At 43.6% G+C, this 19,164-nt stretch carries 19 protein-coding genes; 6 read left to right on the top strand and 13 right to left on the bottom strand.

The annotated features are described in order from the left end of the window. Positions 1-10: 10 nt before the first annotated feature. The 7 genes from IDJ75_RS04625 to IDJ75_RS04595 all read right to left on the bottom strand — a co-directional run bounded on the left by IDJ75_RS04625 (position 11) and on the right by IDJ75_RS04595 (position 7,364). Entirely contained in the window at positions 11-604 is a 594-nt protein-coding gene (locus IDJ75_RS04625) for a chemotaxis protein CheB (protein WP_191174421.1), read from the bottom strand. Further along, entirely contained in the window at positions 594-1,430 is an 837-nt protein-coding gene (locus IDJ75_RS04620; protein WP_191174420.1) for a CheR family methyltransferase, read from the bottom strand. The genes IDJ75_RS04625 and IDJ75_RS04620 overlap by 11 nt, the downstream gene beginning before the upstream one ends. 3 nt (positions 1,431-1,433) lie before the next feature. Beyond that, positions 1,434-4,871: a response regulator gene (locus IDJ75_RS04615; RefSeq protein WP_191174419.1), complete on the bottom strand. Its 3,438-nt coding sequence runs from the start codon at positions 4,869-4,871 to the stop codon at positions 1,434-1,436. Positions 4,872-4,963: 92 nt separating this feature from the next. Beyond that, on the bottom strand, positions 4,964-5,380 hold the full coding sequence (locus tag IDJ75_RS04610; protein ID WP_191174418.1) for a hypothetical protein: 417 nt from the start codon (positions 5,378-5,380) through the stop codon (positions 4,964-4,966). Between the two features lie 6 nt (positions 5,381-5,386). Next, positions 5,387-5,719: a gliding motility protein GldC gene (gldC, locus tag IDJ75_RS04605; RefSeq protein ID WP_191174417.1), complete on the bottom strand. Its 333-nt coding sequence runs from the start codon at positions 5,717-5,719 to the stop codon at positions 5,387-5,389. A gap of 9 nt (positions 5,720-5,728) precedes the next feature. Then, a complete protein-coding gene (locus IDJ75_RS04600) occupies positions 5,729-6,040 on the bottom strand; it encodes a hypothetical protein (protein WP_191174416.1) in 312 nt (103 codons plus the stop codon). Further along, positions 6,000-7,364: a DEAD/DEAH box helicase gene (locus IDJ75_RS04595; protein WP_191174415.1), complete on the bottom strand. Its 1,365-nt coding sequence runs from the start codon at positions 7,362-7,364 to the stop codon at positions 6,000-6,002. The genes IDJ75_RS04600 and IDJ75_RS04595 overlap by 41 nt, the downstream gene beginning before the upstream one ends. Before the next feature lie 526 nt (positions 7,365-7,890). Here IDJ75_RS04595 and IDJ75_RS04590 point away from each other — a divergent pair. After that, positions 7,891-9,225 carry a dihydroorotase gene (locus tag IDJ75_RS04590; protein WP_191174414.1) on the top strand — a complete coding sequence of 445 codons (1,335 nt, stop codon included), beginning with the start codon at positions 7,891-7,893 and terminating at the stop codon, positions 9,223-9,225. Positions 9,226-9,342: 117 nt separating this feature from the next. Here the strand turns inward: IDJ75_RS04590 and IDJ75_RS04585 are convergent, their stop codons facing one another. The 4 genes from IDJ75_RS04585 to IDJ75_RS04570 all read right to left on the bottom strand — a co-directional run bounded on the left by IDJ75_RS04585 (position 9,343) and on the right by IDJ75_RS04570 (position 12,016). Further along, positions 9,343-9,804 (bottom strand): GyrI-like domain-containing protein, encoded by a 462-nt coding sequence (locus IDJ75_RS04585; RefSeq protein ID WP_191174413.1) that lies wholly within the window; start codon positions 9,802-9,804, stop codon positions 9,343-9,345. A 59-nt stretch (positions 9,805-9,863) separates the two neighbouring features. After that, the gene (locus IDJ75_RS04580) at positions 9,864-10,289 is read right to left on the bottom strand and encodes an SRPBCC family protein (RefSeq protein WP_191174412.1); all 426 of its coding nucleotides are present in this window, start codon (positions 10,287-10,289) and stop codon (positions 9,864-9,866) included. A 13-nt stretch (positions 10,290-10,302) separates the two neighbouring features. Beyond that, complete coding sequence (locus IDJ75_RS04575; protein WP_224746475.1) at positions 10,303-10,749, bottom strand: EVE domain-containing protein; 447 nt, start codon at positions 10,747-10,749, stop codon at positions 10,303-10,305. A 307-nt stretch (positions 10,750-11,056) separates the two neighbouring features. Further along, positions 11,057-12,016 (bottom strand): helix-turn-helix transcriptional regulator, encoded by a 960-nt coding sequence (locus IDJ75_RS04570; RefSeq protein WP_191174411.1) that lies wholly within the window; start codon positions 12,014-12,016, stop codon positions 11,057-11,059. Between the two features lie 52 nt (positions 12,017-12,068). Here IDJ75_RS04570 and IDJ75_RS04565 point away from each other — a divergent pair, with 52 nt between their 5' ends. The 3 genes from IDJ75_RS04565 to IDJ75_RS04555 all read left to right on the top strand — a co-directional run bounded on the left by IDJ75_RS04565 (position 12,069) and on the right by IDJ75_RS04555 (position 14,427). Beyond that, complete coding sequence (locus tag IDJ75_RS04565; protein WP_191174410.1) at positions 12,069-12,509, top strand: putative signal transducing protein; 441 nt, start codon at positions 12,069-12,071, stop codon at positions 12,507-12,509. Positions 12,510-12,575: 66 nt separating this feature from the next. Beyond that, positions 12,576-13,595, top strand: a complete 1,020-nt coding sequence (locus IDJ75_RS04560) for a N(4)-(beta-N-acetylglucosaminyl)-L-asparaginase (protein WP_191174409.1) — start codon at positions 12,576-12,578, stop codon at positions 13,593-13,595. 70 nt (positions 13,596-13,665) lie between these two features. Then, entirely contained in the window at positions 13,666-14,427 is a 762-nt protein-coding gene (locus IDJ75_RS04555; protein WP_191174408.1) for a copper homeostasis protein CutC, read from the top strand. A gap of 50 nt (positions 14,428-14,477) precedes the next feature. Here the strand turns inward: IDJ75_RS04555 and IDJ75_RS04550 are convergent, their stop codons facing one another. Together IDJ75_RS04550 and IDJ75_RS04545 are read right to left on the bottom strand one after the other, a co-directional pair. Next, the gene (locus IDJ75_RS04550; RefSeq protein ID WP_191174407.1) at positions 14,478-17,486 is read right to left on the bottom strand and encodes a TolB-like translocation protein; all 3,009 of its coding nucleotides are present in this window, start codon (positions 17,484-17,486) and stop codon (positions 14,478-14,480) included. Positions 17,487-17,493: 7 nt separating this feature from the next. Then, positions 17,494-17,949, bottom strand: coding sequence for an NUDIX domain-containing protein (locus tag IDJ75_RS04545; protein ID WP_191174406.1), 456 nt, complete (start codon positions 17,947-17,949; stop codon positions 17,494-17,496). A gap of 86 nt (positions 17,950-18,035) precedes the next feature. Between IDJ75_RS04545 and IDJ75_RS04540 the strand changes: the two genes are divergently transcribed. Then, positions 18,036-18,533, top strand: coding sequence for an SRPBCC family protein (locus IDJ75_RS04540; RefSeq protein WP_191174405.1), 498 nt, complete (start codon positions 18,036-18,038; stop codon positions 18,531-18,533). Between the two features lie 8 nt (positions 18,534-18,541). After that, positions 18,542-19,084 carry a DUF1572 family protein gene (locus IDJ75_RS04535; RefSeq protein WP_191174404.1) on the top strand — a complete coding sequence of 181 codons (543 nt, stop codon included), beginning with the start codon at positions 18,542-18,544 and terminating at the stop codon, positions 19,082-19,084. Positions 19,085-19,164: the final 80 nt, after the last annotated feature.

The raw sequence follows: 19,164 nt of genomic DNA, 5'->3' as shown, positions 1-19,164 counted from the left end.
AAAGTAAGGGTCAATTAGTATCTTCAAGTAGTTCAAAAATCTCTGTCGTTCTTAAAACGTATTCGGCCGCGTGTATATCAATTGCAGCCTGCGGCATTTCGGTCATTTCAGCATCTTCCGGGTCTTGCGCTATAGTAAGCGCCCCTTTCTTCCGTAACTTTAGCAACCCTTCCGCCCCATCCTGGTTTGCTCCCGAAAACAAAACTGCCGTAACCCGTTCTTTATAAACTTCGGCAACACTCTCAAAAGTTACATCTATTGATGGCTTTGAGTACCATACCGCATCTGATACATCCAGGCTAAAAAAGCCTGCATTTTCAACAAGGGAATGATAATTTGCAGGTGCAATGTATATAGTGTTATTCATTACCGGCTCTTTATCGCTAATTTCCCTCAACAACATACGGCTATTTTCTGCAAAGAGTTTTTCTATTTCGCTAAAAAAGTTCTTTTTGCGATGTATAATTATGATAACCGTTTTATTAAGATTTGGCGGCAATAATTTCACCAACTTAAACAACAATTTAAACGACCCTGCCGAACCGCCCAACAGCAGTATACGGGAGTTAGCCCATCGTTGCTTTATTTTATCATCAAGAGCCAATTTTTTGGTATATGTTTTCTTTCTGATTGATCACCTTAAACTTTTTACGAAAAGCTTCTGAACGAATAGTTTCCTTGTTACCTAAACAAAGATATCCTAACGGGCACAGGCTTTTATAAAACAGATCGAGTATTTTATATTGCAGTTCGGTTTCAAAATAGATAAATACATTACGGCAGCTTATCATCTGAAACTCGTTGAAGCCTGTATCAGATATCAGGTTATGTACAGAGAACAGCGTATTCTGCTTTAGTTCGCTATGTATAGCAGCAGCATCATACATCATGGTAAAATGATCGGTAAGGGAACCGGGCAAACCTGTAAACAGGTAATTTTCGGAGTAGCTTTTTATTTTGCGCAGGCTATATATGCCTTTACGTGCCTCGTTCAACACCTCGGTGTTAATATCGGTACCATAGATGAACGATTTTTTACCAAGGTTCTCTTCATTCAATAAAATGGCCAGCGAGTAAACCTCTTCGCCGGATGAACAACCGGCGCACCATATTTTTACATGCTGATAGGTGGAAAGATAAGGCACTACCTGATTTTTAAGCGCTTTATAAAAAGTTGGATCACGAAACATCTCGGTAACGTTAACCGTAATTTCTTCCAAAAACTCCTGGAAAAACCCGGCGTCGTTCACCAACACATGCTTCAGATCGTAAAACTCCAGCTTTTTAAGCATCATTATACGTGCCAGCCGCCTTTTAAAAGATGCTTCTGTATAATCGCTAAAATCAAACCCGTGGATTTTTTTTACAATATCAATCAGTTCGTTTAGCTGCTCGCTGCTTATAGCGTCTTTACTTACCAGTCCCTTCATATATTAGCTATCCAACCACAACTGCATCAATGCTATCAGCCTGTCTATATCAACCGGTTTGGTAATATAATCGTTAGCACCGGCTGCTATACACTTTTCACGGTCATCCTTCATAGCCTTTGCGGTTAACGCTATAACAGGGAGTTTAGCCCATTTGTTTTGCTTGCGGATATGCCTGGTGGCCTCGTAGCCATCCATTTTTGGCATCATAATATCCATAAGCACAATATCAATATCGTTTATCTCTTCAAGTTTGGTAATAGCCTCTTCACCATCGTTGGCAATCACCACGTTCAGGTCGTAACTTTCCAATGCGCTGCTCAGGGCAAAAATGTTACGCATATCATCGTCAACAACGAGTACTTTTTTACCTTTTATACTTTCTTTACCCTTGGTGGTGGTTTTAATTTTTACCCCGCTGCCACCGGTACCGGTTTGCGGGCCGCTTTCGCTTATTTTATTCAGGAACAGGTTTACTTCGTCTATCAACCTGTCAGACGATTTGTTGGTTTTAACCACCATGGCGTTAGCATACTGCATCAACCTGTTTACAGATGTTTTATCAAGCTCCATTGCCGTATTAATGATAACCGGCAGGGCTGCAAACTTATCTACCTCTTTTATTTTATCAAGCAGGTCGAGCCCCGAAATATCAGGCAGGTTAAGGTCAAGTATCACACACTGGTATTCGTTCTCGTGCAGCATCCTGAACGCCGATTCGCCATCAAACGCCTGATCTACAGTAATACCCTGGCTCTGCATCAGGTCTTTAAGTGCCTGGCTTTGTGCCTTATGGTCTTCTACCAGCAGTATCTGGGTAAATTTGGTACCGCTTTTGGCCATAATATCACCAAACAGCTTATCAAGCGTTTCGGTATTTACCGGTTTTTTAAGGAAGCTTATTGCCCCCTCTTTACGCACCCTGTTGGCTGCAGCTTCGCCTGCCGACATAAGGTGTACCGGTATGTGCAGCGTGGTTTCGTCTTGTTTTAGTTCTTTCAGTATTTGCCAGCCATCTTTACCCGGCAGCATAATATCCAGTATAACCGCATCGGGCTGCTGTTCTTTAATGATCTCGACCGCGTTGGTACCCTCGCTTACCATTACCGATTTAAAACCGTGGTCGCGGGCATAATCCTGCAATATGTTCGCGAAGTTCTTATCGTCCTCTACAATAACCACAAACGGTTCATGATCGGGGTTGGCTGAACGCTTAACAACCGTATCAAGGAAGGTGGCAGGTTTATAATTATCTACTGTGGGTACATAATCTTCCTGCGGCTCTACAAATTTGGCTTTAAACGGAATCGTCAGCACAAACTCGCTACCCTGGCCAGGTTCGCTGCTCAGGGTAATATACCCGCCCAGCAATGCAGCAAGTTCCCTGCTGATAGAAAGGCCTAAACCTGTACCACCGTATTTACGGCTGGTAGAACCATCGGCCTGCTGGAATGCCTCGAATATGATCCGCTGTTTATCAGCAGGGATACCAATACCCGAATCTTTTATTTTAAAGCTGATGGTGTCTGCAACCGGGCCGGCAACAGCGTTTATGCTGATGGTACCACTCTCCGGCGTAAACTTAAATGCGTTTGATAACAGGTTTTTGATCACCTGCTCTACTCTCACCTTATCGGTATAGATAGTTGCCGGCACGCCAGCGTAGTTTGTGGTATAATTGATCTTTTTATTACTGGCAACCTCTGCAAATAACGATTGCATATCGCTCAGGATGTCTGACACCTTAATGTCCTCGTTCTGCATATCCAGCTTGCCCGATTCAATTTTTGAAAGGTCGAGGATATCGTTTATCAGTGTGAGCAGGTCATTCCCGGCGTTAAATATCACGCTGGCATATTTTATCTGGTCTTCCGACAGGTTAAGCGGTTTGTTATCTTTTAGTATCCGCGCCAAAACCAAAATACTGTTTAGCGGTGTGCGCAGCTCATGGCTCATGTTGGCCAAAAACTCTGATTTGTACCTGCCGGTTGTTTCCAGCTCGCTGGCTTTAATGCTGATAGATTGACGGGCTTCTTCAATAGCCTGGTTCTTCTCTTCTAACAGGCTGGCTTTTTCTTCCAGTTCGGCGTTAATTGTACGCAACTCTTCCTGCTGTACGCGCAACTCTTCTTCTGATGCCTGCAACATTTCTGTTTTGTTCATCAGCTCTTCGTTGGTAACGCGCATTTCTTCCTGTTGTGCTTCCAGTTCTTCGGCCTGCTGCTGGGTTTCCTCAAAAAGGTCGTGCATAATGGTGCGTGCCTGTGATGTATTCACAGCAATACCTATATCATTGGCCACCAATAAAATGTACTCTTTAACCCGTTCCGGCACTTCGTTACGGAAACCAACCTCAAGTACACCTTTCAGTTTCTTATCAAAGAAGAACGGAACGATAAATGTTTCTACCAGTTCATCTTCCAAAATTGATGAGCCTAACAGTAGTTTATCATTCAATTTACCTTTAACAATAGCAGCACGTTCATCTTTGGCGGCCTGCCCTATCCAACCTTCAGAAATACGGATAGATTGCTTCAACGCAGACGGATCATTAAAAGCGTATGAGGCATACAGGTTCAGCTTTTCTTCGTTCTCATCAAACAAATAAAGCGTACCGGTAAGCGCTTTGGCATACTTGCTTATTTCTGATAAAATATTTTCTGAGAGTTCTTTTTCGCTTTGCTGGCCCTGCATCTTTTCATTAAGGTTGCCGCTACCTGTAAGCAGCCAGTTTTTTCCTTCGTTCTCGGCAAGTACTTTTTCAAGCTCCAGGTTGGCTACGCGTACCTCTTCCTCAACACGTTTTTGGCGTGCAAAAGTGGCCTGGATATAATAAAACATGATCACCACTATCAACAGGAAAATAGTGCTCCCTATTACAATAACAATAATGGCTTGCTCTGATGCTTTATCTGATGCCGCTTTACGTTCGGCTAAAAGGTTGTTTTCTGTTTGGATAACCCGGTCATTGATCTCGCGGATGCTATCCATGTTGCCTTTACCTTTTAAAAACATTTTATTGGCAACCATGTAATCAAGGCCTTTGGCATCGCGGGTCTCGATATTTGTTTTTAGGATAAGCAACTGGCGGTTAACGATCAGTTTAAGCGAATCTACCCTTTTAACCTGGCTGGGGTTATCTACAACAAGGTTAGCCAGTTGTTCTAATGCCTCTGTTACTTTAGGGACAGCATCATGATATGGGCCAAGAAAAGTTTTATTTGCTGTAGCGCCGTAACCACGCATGCCGGTTTCGCCGTCAATTAAATATTGTAGTAAGTTATTGGTAGTTTTAATAACTTTTTGGGTGTGATTTACCCAAACTGTATCGCCTTCCAGTTGCTTGATGCTTTTGAATGACAGTACGCCAACAACCAACACAAGCACAATAGATACTGCAAAACCTGCTAATACCTGGTTGCGAAAATTAAGCTTAAACATAGAATAAGATGTGGTTTAATGTTTACAAATATGTTTAAAAATATTTGCACCATAAATACTATTAACTAATAAACATACAGGTGGTAAAGCAGTTAAGCCGCCTCTGTATAAACACGTTTTTTTGATATGGATGCGCCAATTACAGCAAGCAACGCCCCGGTAAACAATACATACCAGCCCCACTTGAACGCTATTTGCCGGGTTAAAAAACCATTGATGCCCTTGAACGGAATAAAGCTGAAACTGGCCTTTACTTTTAAAAACGCGGCTATGTAAAGCAATACTACCAATATAAGCGATGCCCATGCTGCAATACGTATTACCTTGGTTTGGTTTAAAACCGTACACAGTATACCAATAACCCCCACCAGCATAATTACCATACCGTAAGGCTGGTTTAGCTTGTAAACATTCATGTTAAATAAATGGAACGGGCGCAGCATAGGGCAAAAAGTTGCCGCAATTAATACAATAAAGCCAAGTAGTGATAAGAGTGAAGCGGGGCGCATATGGGGTTATTGTTTGGTAACTTCCATTTTATCGGCAAAGTGGGCGCAGTAATCGCGCAGGTCTTCCACAATGTTCTTCTCGCCGGTGGCGCGTAAAAAGGTATCGCCCATGGTTTGCAGGGTTTCGTAGAAAAAACGTTTCATCTCGTCAACCGGCATATCCTTTGTCCAAAGGTCAATTTTAAGCGTGTTTTGGTAGCTCTTGTCCCACAGGGATAACATCATGGCCTGCACGGGCAGTGCCTCTTTGTTTTTTGAATCGGTAGATTCCCACAAAATGTTTTCAGGGATATTATTGTCGTCGAGCGTTATGGTCAGCTTTATTTCAGCAGTTTTCATTCAAAGAAATTATTTAACAAGAAAAAATATAATGAGCACCAAAGTTATAAAGCTTAGCTCTACAATCCATAGTTTTTTGGTTTCGGGAAAGAAATTACGGAAAATTATATCCAGAAATGACACAACTAAGCCAAACAGTAAAAATATCCAGCCAATGGTGCCGCTTAGTCGGTCGTACGCGATGCCGGTAAACTTTGCACCGTAAATAAAAATATAACCTGCCAGGATAAAGAAAAATGCCGTAGCAAAATTTAACGGGCTGATCCTGAATTTTACCGGGTTAGTATCGTTTTTTCTTTGCAGATCGTTTTGCTCCGCCATATTGTTTAGCTGGTTTTTTGTTGGCACTGTTAGGTTGTTTTTTAGCTTTTTCGGCTTCAAATTTTTTGATCTGCGCAAGCGATTTCTTTTCGTGGAACGCCCCTTTAAAGTCAGGGTCTTCCTTACGTTTTTGCATATCTATCTCGCGGGCCTGGTCTTGCCGCTCCTCGTAAGGTGTTTCTTCAATAAACACACCAACCGGGATAGCATGCACCGGGATAGTTTGCCTTATCAGCTTCTGTATCTTGTTGATATAGTATTCTTCTGAAGGTACACTGAAAGTAATGGCCACGCCCGAGTTGTACGCCCGGCCGGTACGACCGATACGGTGTACATAATCTTCAATCACCACGGGCACATCAAAATTTATCACGTGGCTTACATCGCTCACATCAATACCACGCGATGCCACATCGGTTGCTACCAGTATCTTCACCTCATCGTTTTTAAACGAATTAATGGAGTTGATGCGTGTATTTTGCCCCTTATTGGCGTGTAGCACCTTTACTTCCTTTTCGCCAAACTTGCGCAGCAGGAATTTGTAAACATCTTCGGCAGCTACGCGGGTTTTACAAAATATCATCAGCTTTTTAATATCGCCCTCTTTATCAAGCAGGGTTTTAAGCAGGTTTATTTTGGTTTTAACGTTTGGTACGTGGTACAGCTGCTGGTCAACCGTTTCGGCTGTGGTAGCCTGCGGGGTAACCTCTATCACCGTAGGGAACTCCAGGAAGTTATGAGAAAGCTCCTGGATCTTCTCTGACATGGTAGCCGAGAAAAGCAGGTTCTGGCGTTTTACGGGCACCACCTCTAAAATGCGGTTTATCTGCGGCATAAAGCCCATATCCATCATCTTATCAGCCTCATCAAGCACCAGGGTATTAATGGTTTTGGTAACAATATGCCCGGCTATATAAGTATCAAGGAAACGGCCCGGTGTGGCTACAATAATATCAACGCCTTTTTTAAGGTTCTCAATCTGTGTTTTGGGGCCGATGCCTCCGTAAAGCACAACCACACGTAAGTCGGTATTAGCAGCAAAGGCGCGGATGTTCTCCTCTATCTGCATAGCCAGTTCGCGCGTTGGCGATACAATAAGCGCACGCGGGTTTTCGCCCTGCGCATATTTAAGTTTCATTAAAATAGGCAGCACATAGGCGGCGGTTTTACCCGTACCGGTTTGCGCAATGCCCATTACATCCTGCCCGTTAAGTATTGGCGGAATAGCTTTTTGCTGGATAGGCGTAGCTTCGGTATAACCGGCATCGGCAATTGCATTTAGTATCTGCCGGTTAAATTTAAAATCTTCAAAAGTTACAGCCATAGCTGCAAAGATAAGGTTTTTGTTTAACTGCTCCCTCTTTCTTACTTCTTCACCCTCTCTGCTACATAAGGAGGGTCGGCCAGCGCAGCATAATTCCATTTTGCAAAAACGTAACAAGCCTAAAATATTGATCAACTGTAAATAATATTTTTACTAAAAATAAGCTTATGTGTTTTAATTACTATTAAATACAGTTAAAAGGGCCGTTCTGAGGCCGAAAAAAGGCGAATAAAAAGCGTTGTATTAGTATGGTTGTATTTGCATTTTTTTGTCTCGTTTTCAAAAAAGTGGAACACCGTCTAAAAAATATAACCGCTGCAATAAAGAATTTTACCTAAAAAAAAATGAAGTAACACTTTTAACCACGATGGAATTAATACAATCAAAAATCTCATTATCAATGTGTCAAGATTACCCCTGTTGGTCCAGTTTTAAAAATGAGACAAACAATTGCTAAGCCTCAATTTGATGCCTTTGCCTGCATGCTTTATCTTCTCCTTATCTGCTAAAAAACTATCTTTGCTATATGGCAAGTATCCTCATTAAATCGGCAACAATAGTAAACGAAGGAAAGCAAACCCAGGCCGACCTACTCATTAAAAATGGCTTTATTGAAAAAATAGCCGGCAGTATTGATGCTAAAGCCGATAAGGAGATCAATGCGGAAGGTTTGCATCTTTTCCCGGGTTGCATAGACGACCAGGTGCATTTCCGCGAACCCGGGCTTACCCACAAAGGTAATATTGCTTCAGAGTCGCGCGCGGCAGTAGCGGGTGGTATTACTTCATTTATGGAGATGCCAAACACTGTACCTAACGCCCTAACCCAACAATTACTACAGGATAAATACGATATAGCGGCGAAAAACTCGCCGGCCAACTACTCGTTTTTTATGGGTGCATCAAATGATAACCTTGACGAGGTTTTGCGTACCGATGCTAAAAACGTTTGTGGTGTAAAGGTTTTCATGGGGTCATCAACCGGGAATATGCTGGTAGATAACCCCACCACGCTTGAACACCTCTTTGCCCAATCGCCCATGCTGATTGCCACCCATTGCGAGGATGAGGCTACCATTAAAAGCAACCTGGAACATTACAAACAGTTGCTTGGCGAAAATATCCCGGTGAGGCTTCACCCCAAGATCCGTAGCGCAGAGGCTTGTTACCTGTCGTCATCCATGGCGGTTCAACTGGCTAAAAAGCACAATACACGCCTCCATATCCTGCATATCTCTACCGCTAAAGAAACAAACTTATTCAGCAATGATATTCCATTGGCTAACAAAAGGATAACCGCCGAAGCCTGCATTCATCATTTATGGTTTACTGATGCCGATTATGAAACTAAAGGCAACCTGATAAAATGGAACCCGGCAGTTAAAACCGAAGCCGACCGGGACGAGATATTAAAAGCTGTTTTAGATGGCCGCATTGATGTGATAGCTACCGACCATGCCCCGCATACCATCGAAGAAAAAGCACAGCCCTATCTACAGGCGCCCAGCGGCGGCCCTTTGGTACAACATGCCCTGCCCGCCATGCTCGAGCTTTATCATCACGGTAAAATAACATTAGAGCAGGTTGCCGAAAAAATGGCGCATAACGTGGCTACCATCTTCCAGATAGAAAAACGCGGCTTTATCCGCGAAGGTTTCTGGGCAGATATGGCACTGGTTAACCTGAACAGCCCATGGCAGGTTAACAAAAGCAATATCCTTTACAAATGCGGCTGGTCGCCTTTTGAGGGGAGTACATTTAAGGCAAGTGTAGTAAGCACTATCGTATCGGGTAATTTAGTTTATGAAAATGGTAAGCTGGTAAGTGAACAAAGCGGACAAAGGATGACCTTCGCCCGCTAACTATTATCCTGAATTAATGGTGACAGTATTTTGCCAGTAGTTAATTTACAATCAATTGATTACAAGCGATTTATAATAATTCACAATGTTCACGGCAGTGAACGTGAACGCTATTGCTCAATCTACCGCCACGTAAACCTTCGATTCAATATCCTCAAAAGCTTTATCGGTAATATCATATCTATCAAAATCGGCGGTGTATGTTCGCTGGAGATCTGATTGCCAGATATATTGCCACGCAGCACCAATATTTGCCGGGAATTTACCAACGGGTGTAAACATAGCGTATTTACTTGCCGGTATAGCCTTGCCGGTAAACCCTTCAGGCAGGTATTCTATTGATGTTACTTTGCAACCCAGTATAGCTGTGTAATAATCGTTATGGTCGCTTTCGTAATCGGTATACACGCAGTATAGTTCATTGTCTTCTCTTTCATCCAATTTCCCGGAAAGGTTTTCCTGGGTAAAGCGCTGCCAAAGGCTGCCTATATCGTTAGCGGCCTGTCCGTTTTTGTTAATCGTTCGTACGGCTAACCCGGCAACGTAAAACATCGGCAGGTTTTCAATTTCATGCTCCATTTTTTATATGATAAGTTTTTAATATTTAGGTTTTTATAAAGATAGTATAAACAAGCAGTTTATTTCTCCAACAGCTTTTTTAACCCGCCAAAAACCGTTTGCCAGTTTTGCTCAGAGTGTTCTTTAGAAGTTATATCTTTAATATTATCCTGGGTAACTGTCAAGGTGGTAAAGCCATCATTTTCATCCAGGGTGTAGCTTACGTTCGCGTAGTTTTCGGGCTTATCTTCGGTACCACCCATGCTGCTCCAGTAGTTGTATTTCACATATTTACCGGGGGTGATCTCCTGTATATTACCTTTATCCTCGTAGCTCTTCCCCTCCCACTCGCCACTAAACGTAATAGGGCTGCCCGCTTTCCAGTCTGATTTTACATTAGTACCAAAGAAATATTTTTTAACGATCTCCGGGTCGGTCAAACCTTTCCAAACTTCTGCCACAGGGGCGTTTATGTCTATTTTGGTTGATAATGATAGCTTTTCCATGATGTTTATATATTTAGATTTGTTTGGTAATTATTAGTTCGCCTGTTATCATTGCCGAGCTAATGGTTTTAAAATCGGCTTCATTTATCTCAAAAAAACCAAACCTGAATTTAAATCCCCAGGCCTTTTTGTTCTCAATAAAATGCAGTACGGATATTAATGGCTCAATTGGTGTTTGAGTGCATTTATAAAAATCAACATTGCGGCGATAAGGTTTAAAATCCACACTCATTTCCTGCTGATAGATCCTGTCATCTTTCACCTGCCCTATAGCCGTAAATGCCTGTAATGGTTCTTTACCTCCGTAAGTTTGTTTGGCTGAATAAAATATAACCCAGTCGCCAGGGTTTAGTTTTTTAAGAGGCGCCTGTTTACCGTGATTTGCCTGCATAAAACCACCTTCAACCCCACGGGCTAAATGATCTTTTGATACAACTACTATGAAATATTTAATGGCCATAACAGTATTATGATTAACACAAAAACTTAGCCACAAAGAAAAGAGGTGTTTTGACAACTGTATGTCAGCAGTGATTATTTTTATGGTGAGCTTAGCGAACTATTAAACTGGTTTCGGTCTTCGACAGGCTCGGACTCACAGAAAAGTAGAAATTTATCATTTGGTCACTTTACTCACCGGTCATTGCTTCGCTCGACCACCCTCTCTTCGCTTCGTGGAAAGAGGTTTTCCGTTCCTCTTCAGCCTCTCCCTTTGCGAAGCAGAGAGGGCACGCACATAGTGCCGCGGGGTGAGTTAATTAGAATACTCAGATAGGTATGGCTACCCCATTTCGTTTTAAAATAGCTTCAGTCAATTCAATTATCCTGTCTTTCACCATAGGCGGGCTAACAATTTCGGCCTGATCGCCAAACATCATAAACCAACGGGCAAATCCCTCTACAGATATGGTCAGGAAGGTCATTTCCACATAATTGCTATGTTGCTTTTCAGATACAAAGCCGTTGTAGTATTTCTGAGCGCTTATATAATTGGCAATTTTATTATCAACCCTTATCACAATAGTTTCCAGTTTATGCTCTGATGCGGTTTGGGCAATATAATCCTTAAGTGTGGGGTGTTTACCATCAAACGTAATATCTGTTTCGGCAAGGTCAAGGATCCTGTCCAGTCTAAAATCGCGGTAATCTCCCCGCATGCGGCAAAAAGCAATAAGGTGCCAAAAGCTATCCAGGTAAAAAATGCCAACAGGCTCAATATGCCGGTTGGTTTTGGTTTGCGTGTAACCGGCCAGGTAATCAATACAAAGCACTTTTTTATGGGCTATGCCATTCAATATGGTTTGGATATGGTCGTTATTATCTACACGGCGCTGTATTTGGCTTTTTAAAACTTCAATATTGCCATCCATACTTTCCAGCAGGTCTTTCTCTGATGTTTTAAGTATCGCACGTATCTTATACATGGCCGATTTATGCTGCGCGGCGGTTGAAACATCCGTCATCTGCTCTACAAACTTTTCGGCAGTTAAAAAAGCTGTGGCTTCTTCGCGGGTAAACATAATAGGCGGCAGGCGGTAACCATCTACCAATGAATATCCTACACCAGCCTCACCAATAATGGGCACGCCAGCCTCTTCTAATGATCGTACATCGCGGTAAACCGTACGCAGGCTAATATTAAACCTGGCAGCAATATCGCTTGCTTTTACCACTCTGCGGGTTTGCAGCTGTATTAAGATGGCAGATATACGATCGATGCGGTTCATACACACAAAATAAGCAAAAAACTAAGTACCTTAGCATAATTGTTATATAAATATGGCCGACCAAACGCAAGATAAGATCATCACACTTGAGCAGTATTACGACCCTATGCTGGCGCACATTATCCGTACCCGGCTGGAAGATAACGGCATCCCCTGTTTTATTGCCGATGATAACATCATATCAGCCAACCCTATATACAATAACGCAGTAGGTGGCATCAAGCTAAAAATTTTTGAACGCGACCTGGAACGCTGCCGCGAGATACTTGCCCAGGAAGGCGACCTGCACGAGCAGGACCATTATGAGATTGATGAGGAAACCAATTCCCCGGTTGTTTGCCCTTATTGCGGATCGACCAATGTGCGTTACGGGGCGGCTACCGAGAGAAAATCGCACTGGTTTGTAGCCTTGCTTTTTGCAATTATATCGGCATTTCCGCTATATGCACGTAAAGCCTGGCATTGCTTTAATTGCCAAGGAGATTTTGATTAAAACCCACAATTGTATCAAAGCTGATACATTTAAACATATTATTGCCCTATCATTATATTTAGCCCTATGTACGACCGCCGCAAATTTCTGAAATTAACCACCGTAACTGCTTCTTTAACAGCAATATCAAAATATGCACCTGCAATGCCTGCTTTTAAGCCTGCACCTAAAAATTTACCGATTGTAATATCTACATGGGATTTTGGTATTGCAGCTAACAAAGAAGCCTGGAAAACGCTTGAAAAAGGAGGCCGTGCTTTAGATGCTGTTGAAGCCGGCGTAAGGATCCCTGAAGCTGATATGAATAACCATACTGTTGGCCGCGCCGGTTACCCCGACCGCGATGGAAAGGTTACCCTTGATGCCTGTATTATGGACGAATTTGGTAATTGTGGTTCTGTTGCTGCGATGGAAAACATAGCACACCCAATTTCGGTAGCGCGTTTGGTGATGGAAAAAACTCCTCACGTAATGCTGGTTGGCGATGGTGCTACGCAGTTTGCTGTTGAACAGGGCTTTAAAAGAGAAAAGCTACTAACACCTGAATCATACACGGCCTGGAAAAAATGGCTTAAAACAGCAAAATATTCGCCTGTTTTAAATATCGAGAACAAACAACACCGCCCCGGCAGTAAATATAACCATGATACTATTGGTATGCTGGCTATTGATGCCAAAGGCAACATCAGCGGTGCCTGTACTACCAGCGGCATGGCCTTTAAGCTACATGGCCGTGTGGGCGACAGTCCCATAATTGGCGCAGGCCTTTTTGTAGATAACGAGGTTGGGGGTGCAACATCAACCGGTGTGGGCGAGGAAGTGATCCGCAATGTAGGCAGCTTTTTGGTGGTCGAACTGATGCGCCAGGGCTATTCGCCGGAGGATGCCTGTAAAGAGGCTGTTAATCGCATCATCAAAAAGAAACCCGAAACCGCTAAGGAGATACAGGTTGGCTTTTTGGCCATCAACAAAAAAGGCGAATATGGCGCGTATGCCATACAGGAAGGCTTTTCGTTTGCAGTATGCGATGAAAAGCAACAAGACCTGCTGATACCTGGCAAAAGCTTTTACAAAGAAAAAAAATAACTATCACCCTGATTTAAAACATATTATATATAAATACGGTTTTCATAAACCATAACCCCTGCTATGCGCTATGAACCATAATGCATCACCTGTAATACTTGAAGTTTGCGCCAACTCGGCACCATCAGCAATTGCCGCGCAGGAAGGCGGTGCTACAAGAGTAGAACTTTGCGAAAACCTGGCCGAAGGCGGTACTACCCCATCTTATGGGCAAATAATACTAGCACGCAAACACCTCCATATTAAACTTTATGTATTGATACGCCCCCGCCGGGGCGATTTCCTGTACACCGATCTTGAATTTGAAGTAATGCAGGCCGACATACGTACCTGTATTGAAGCGGGTTGCGATGGCGTTGTAATTGGCATGCTAAAAGCGGATGGCTCTGTAGATAAGGAACGCTGTACCGAACTGGTGCGCCTGGCACGCCAATGGGGACTTGGGGTTACCTTTCACCGCGCGTTTGATATGTGTGCCGACCAGTTCCAGGCCCTTGAAGACATTATTGAGATAGGCTGCGAACGCATCCTCACCTCGGGTGGTAAAAGCACTGCTATGGAAGGCGCTACCGTTATTGCCCACCTTGTAGAAAAAGCTGCAGGCCGCATTGCCATTATGCCCGGAAGCGGCATCACCGAAAATAATGTGGCCGACCTGGTACACTTTACCGGCGTTACCGAAGTGCATTCATCTGCCCGTTCGAAATTTGAAGGTGGTATGCAATACAAAAATGACCATATCCTGCTTACAGATGGCCTTAGCGACGAATATAGCATTGACCTGACCAATGTTGACCGGGTTAAGGAGATATTGAAAAGGGCGAATGGCTAATTAGTGGTTTTCTTAGCCATCACTAATTCAGTCACTCACTAAATCACCAATTAAAATATCGCCACGGGCAATACCAGTTCAAACCTGTTGTGGCCGCTGCCGCCAAATATGTCGCGGTCTAACAAGTGGCTGTAACGCACCCCGAATGATATGGATGCCTCATTAAACCATTTGGTGTCAAAAAACAAGGCTGCCCCTGCCGTGCGGAAGTTTGCTTTTAATGCCGATCCATCTGTAAAGAAGTTGGCCGCCCTGGCATGTGTTTGGTCGTAAAAGAAGTTACCGCGCAGGCGCATTAGGTACAGCAGGTTACCAAATCCCGCATCGGGGTAAGCAATAGGGAAATGATAGCTTGCTGAAAATTTGTTCATGTCGTCCAGGCTTTCGGCGGTGTAGCCATGTGAGAAAGGGAAATCGTTTGAATAGCCTATCCCCCTGTTCTCGCCTTTATGCTGGTATGCACCACTAACCACAAAACTATGGTTGGCAGATAAGCCCGGGAAATAGAATGTACCCGCAGTAAGCAACTGGGTAGCGCTAACACTGGAAATAGATGTCTTGTAATTAACAGAAATATTCTGCGCAAAATGCGGGTTAATATTTTGCCGTGCCTGTTGGCCCTGGTTACTAAAGCTGATGGTACTGCTTAGGTAGGTATAGTGGCTATCTTTGAACATAGCACGAAACGGCTGCTGAAAATTATTGGTGCTGTAATATAAGCTGGTGCTTACCGATAATGCCGTTGAATGTTTACTTGCAGACAGGTTGAAAGGCACCTGCAAACCGCCATGTATAGATGTCTCGTTATAGTAAATGCTATTCCCTTTATAAAATCCACGGCGGTCAAAAGCGTAATCGGCACCGGCAATAAGGTATGGGAAAAATGCCCCATAAGCTGCATCATAACCTATTTGCTTGTAACCTTCATCGCGGTTATAGTTAAAGGTAAGCTGCGATTGAAACGTGTTTAGCACATTATTCCCCACCAACTGCAGCGAGTAATTAGGGTCATCCAACGATGGAAAAATGCTATGAAAATTGAACAGTCCATGAAGTTTACTGTATTTGGTTATGGGCAATGAATCAGGCTTTACAGAAGCCAGTATATTGGCCGCGCTATCCTTCCTCAGGGCGCTGATATTCATATCCGGCAAAGCCGTAAATACCTGTGAATTACCTATATTGCTTAACTGAACATTCGCCCGATCAACTTCACTTAGGCGGTAGCCCAACGCTGTAAAGCTTGTCCAGGCAAGTTTGCTCTGGCTTATAGCAGGCTGGTAATAGCCAATGGCATTTTGAGGGATGCCCTTCACTTCGAACAGTTTATTTGTGCCGATATCAAAAGCAAAGAGCCGGTCATTCAAACCCGATGTTTTTGAGAAGTAAACCACATCGCCCTGCAACTGCGGAAAAGCAATTGGCTCAAAACTAAACGGCAACAGGTATTTGGTAGCGCCTGTTTTAATATCTATCAGCGCCAGCGACATCTCTCCAGTAAAATTACGCACTGCCGAAAGCAGCTTGTCATCGCCATAAAACTTGGGGTAGGTATAAAACAGTCCCACGTTGTTGGGCACAACAGATAGCAATTTTCCGTCTTCACTCAACATATGCAATTCGCTTCTGCCACTTGGGGCAACCTGCACCGCCGCTATCCGTTTACCATCGGCACTAAACGCCGGCGAAAAGTATTTGGTTTTACGGGTAATGCGGTGTTCTTTGCCTGTATTTATATCAAGTACTATCAGTTCGTTATAGTTACGATACCCCCAGCGCAGGTCTGGCCGGTAACCGGCATAAATCACTTTTCCATTGCGGTAGCTAAAATAATTGTCGGTAGTGATGCCCTGTACGGCTATCGCCCGCTCCCCGCTGCCGGTTTTGATGATGAATTGCGGGATGTGGGTATATGTACTTTTCAGATAGATGAGCGTGCTGTCGTTTATATATGCCGGGTATTCCTGATCGGCTATAAAATGCCGGCTTTTGGCATTAGGTCGATCATCTTTCGCATCTGCTTTAAATGCTGTTTTAAAATGAGTTAAAGCGGCGTTTCTAAATTCAGTATAATTAACACCCGCATGCTTTTTTATAGCGCCCTGTAAGGGGTAAAAAAACGGACTAAAAGCGGCGGCATCATGGGTAACATCCTTCCAAAAAGTGTTACCATATTTTTCGCGACCGTAGGCCACCATCATATAACCCAGGGGGTAATGGTTTGGCGTATAATCCAGGTACGATCCGTTACGCAGTTTCATGAAACTGTAATCCTTACCGGCAGCCCAAAGCCCCCTGTAACCGTTAAAAAAGAAAGGCAACCGCCCCCTGCCCTGCTTGCTTACCAGGGTTTCGTTATACACAGCATCGCCCTCAAAGAACCAGTCGGGCACCGATAGCGCATTAGCCAGTGCCTGCCCGCCCTCGCCAAAAATGATGCTTAACCCGCGGGATACCCCTACATTGAAGTTATTATATTGCTGCACGTGCCTAAACTCGTGTATGGCCAACTGCTCGGGCCATGGCAGGCTACCCACGTCAAAATTATTTTGCCCGGCTGTTAAATAAAATTCGCTGCGAAATGGGGCCAGCCCAACATAAGCGTTTGATATAGTGGTTTGGTTTTGAAGCACAATATTTACCTGCCGCTGCTTAAAGCCGATGGTTGGCTGTATCATTCGGTTCATCCGCGCTATGGTTTGTGCCACACGCTGGGCTACAGAATCCATCCCCTGCGAAAATATAACGCGTGCAACCGGGGTATTTACCTGCTGCCATTTTATAGATGGCGGGTTACCGCCAAACGTTTGCGCCGCGGCAGCAGTGGTAACAAGTATAAATAATGGCAACAGCAGGCGTTTAAACATTGGGATGAAAGTAGGAATTTTTTGGCTTAGTGTTAAGTTTTCGATTTGGGCTAAAGCCCTGGTGTTTTTGTTTGTAATCCGTTGGCTAAAGCCAACGGCAACGATCAATACTTTCCCTTTCAATCCGTCCCATTTATGGGACGGATTGAAGGCAAGCAAATGGGCTTCAGCCCAATCTGATCTTCCGGGCATTTATTATTTACACTAACTTTTCCAATTCATCTATAAACGCCACCTGGCCAGGTATTATTTTTTGCCGGGCAACATCTATAGTAAACCAACCGGCGCGGTCTATTTCGGGGAAACTGGCCATCTTGCCCGACTTTGGCGGCCACTCAATTTCAAACTGGTTACTTGTTATCTGTTCGTGGTCTATATCGCCTTCTACGGCCCAGGCATGCACTACTTTGCCGCTTTTTTGTTTGATGGGCTGTAGTTTTATAAAATTGCCATTTACAGGCTTGCCTACCTCTTCTTCAAACTCGCGCTGTGCCGCTGCAAGGGGTTCTTCACCATCATCAAATTCGCCCTTTGGAATAGACCACGCGCCATCATCTTTTTTGCGGAAGAAGGGGCCGCCCGGATGCACTAAAAACACATGCAGCAAACCATCCGTTAGCTTATATAATAATACCCCCGCGCTTTGTTTTGGCATAAAATTGTTTTGTTGGCAAATTAGCAAAACACAAAGTATTATGGTTAATTTTATACAAATACATTTATGTAATACCCTTATTTGAGATGGAAGATACCCGCTGGAAAAGATTTAAGTTATGTGGCGATTATCAGGTTGATATGCGTAGCCTTTACCTGGCATGGAGTACCTCTGCCGGGTTAGAGAAATGGTTTTTACGCAAAGCCGATTTTTTTACAGTGCCACAGCGCCTGCGTACCGCAGATGAGCAAATAGCGAAAGAAGACACCTACACCTGGTACTGGCACGGCTATCATAACGATGTGGTACAGCATGGGCGGATACTGGAAGCCAACGGGCAGGACTTTTTAAAATTCAGCTTTACGGGCGATAGCATTGTAAGTATAAATTTAAGTACCCGTAACGGCCTTACTATTACTGAATTAGAACAAACCGATATACCGCAGGAAAGCGACCCAACTAAAAACCTATTGGTGCAATGCCAGGCAAGCTGGACATTTTACCTGGCCAACCTAAAATCGGTTATGGAGGGCGGTAAAGACCTTAGGAACAAAAGAGTGGAATTAACAAGTTGCTTTAAATAATAAAAGTAATGGAAACCGCAGGCGACAACTACCTGGCAAGCACCAGGAAATTATTTGCATACTATAAGTCGTTAGGCGATGCTGTAATAGCGCGTTTGGATGATGAACAGCTGCATTGGCAATACAACGGGGCATCAAACAGTGTCGCAGTAGTCATAAAGCATGTTGCCGGTAATTCCATATCTCGATGGACGGACTTTTTAACCACCGATGGTGAGAAGCAATGGCGAAACCGGGACAATGAGTTTGAGGGCTTGTACGCAACAAAACAGGAATTAACAGATCTGTGGGATAAAGGCTGGGACTGCCTTTTTAACGCTATAAACCCACTTACAGATAATGATCTGTTGCGTGTTCTTTATATCCGTAACGAGGCGCACACGGTAACCGAAGCTATTAACAGGCAGCTGGCACATCTGCCCTACCATATTGGCCAAATGGTTTTTGTTGCAAAACTAATTTTAGGCGATAATTGGGAATCCCTAACCATCCCAAAAGGGCAATCAGTAAATTTTAATGCTGATAAATTTGCCGCAGAAAAGAAAAGCTAACCCACTACAGGCAATTAGGGAAAATATAGCTCCTGCCACAATCCCCGGTCCGTTATCCGGAATATCTACATCAAAAAGAA

Origin of the sequence: Mucilaginibacter rigui (assembly GCF_014773275.1) — a bacterium.
Lineage (GTDB): Bacteria > Bacteroidota > Bacteroidia > Sphingobacteriales > Sphingobacteriaceae > Mucilaginibacter > Mucilaginibacter rigui_A.
Note: the sequence above shows the minus strand (reverse complement) of the source record. Positions and strands in the feature narration are given on the sequence as shown.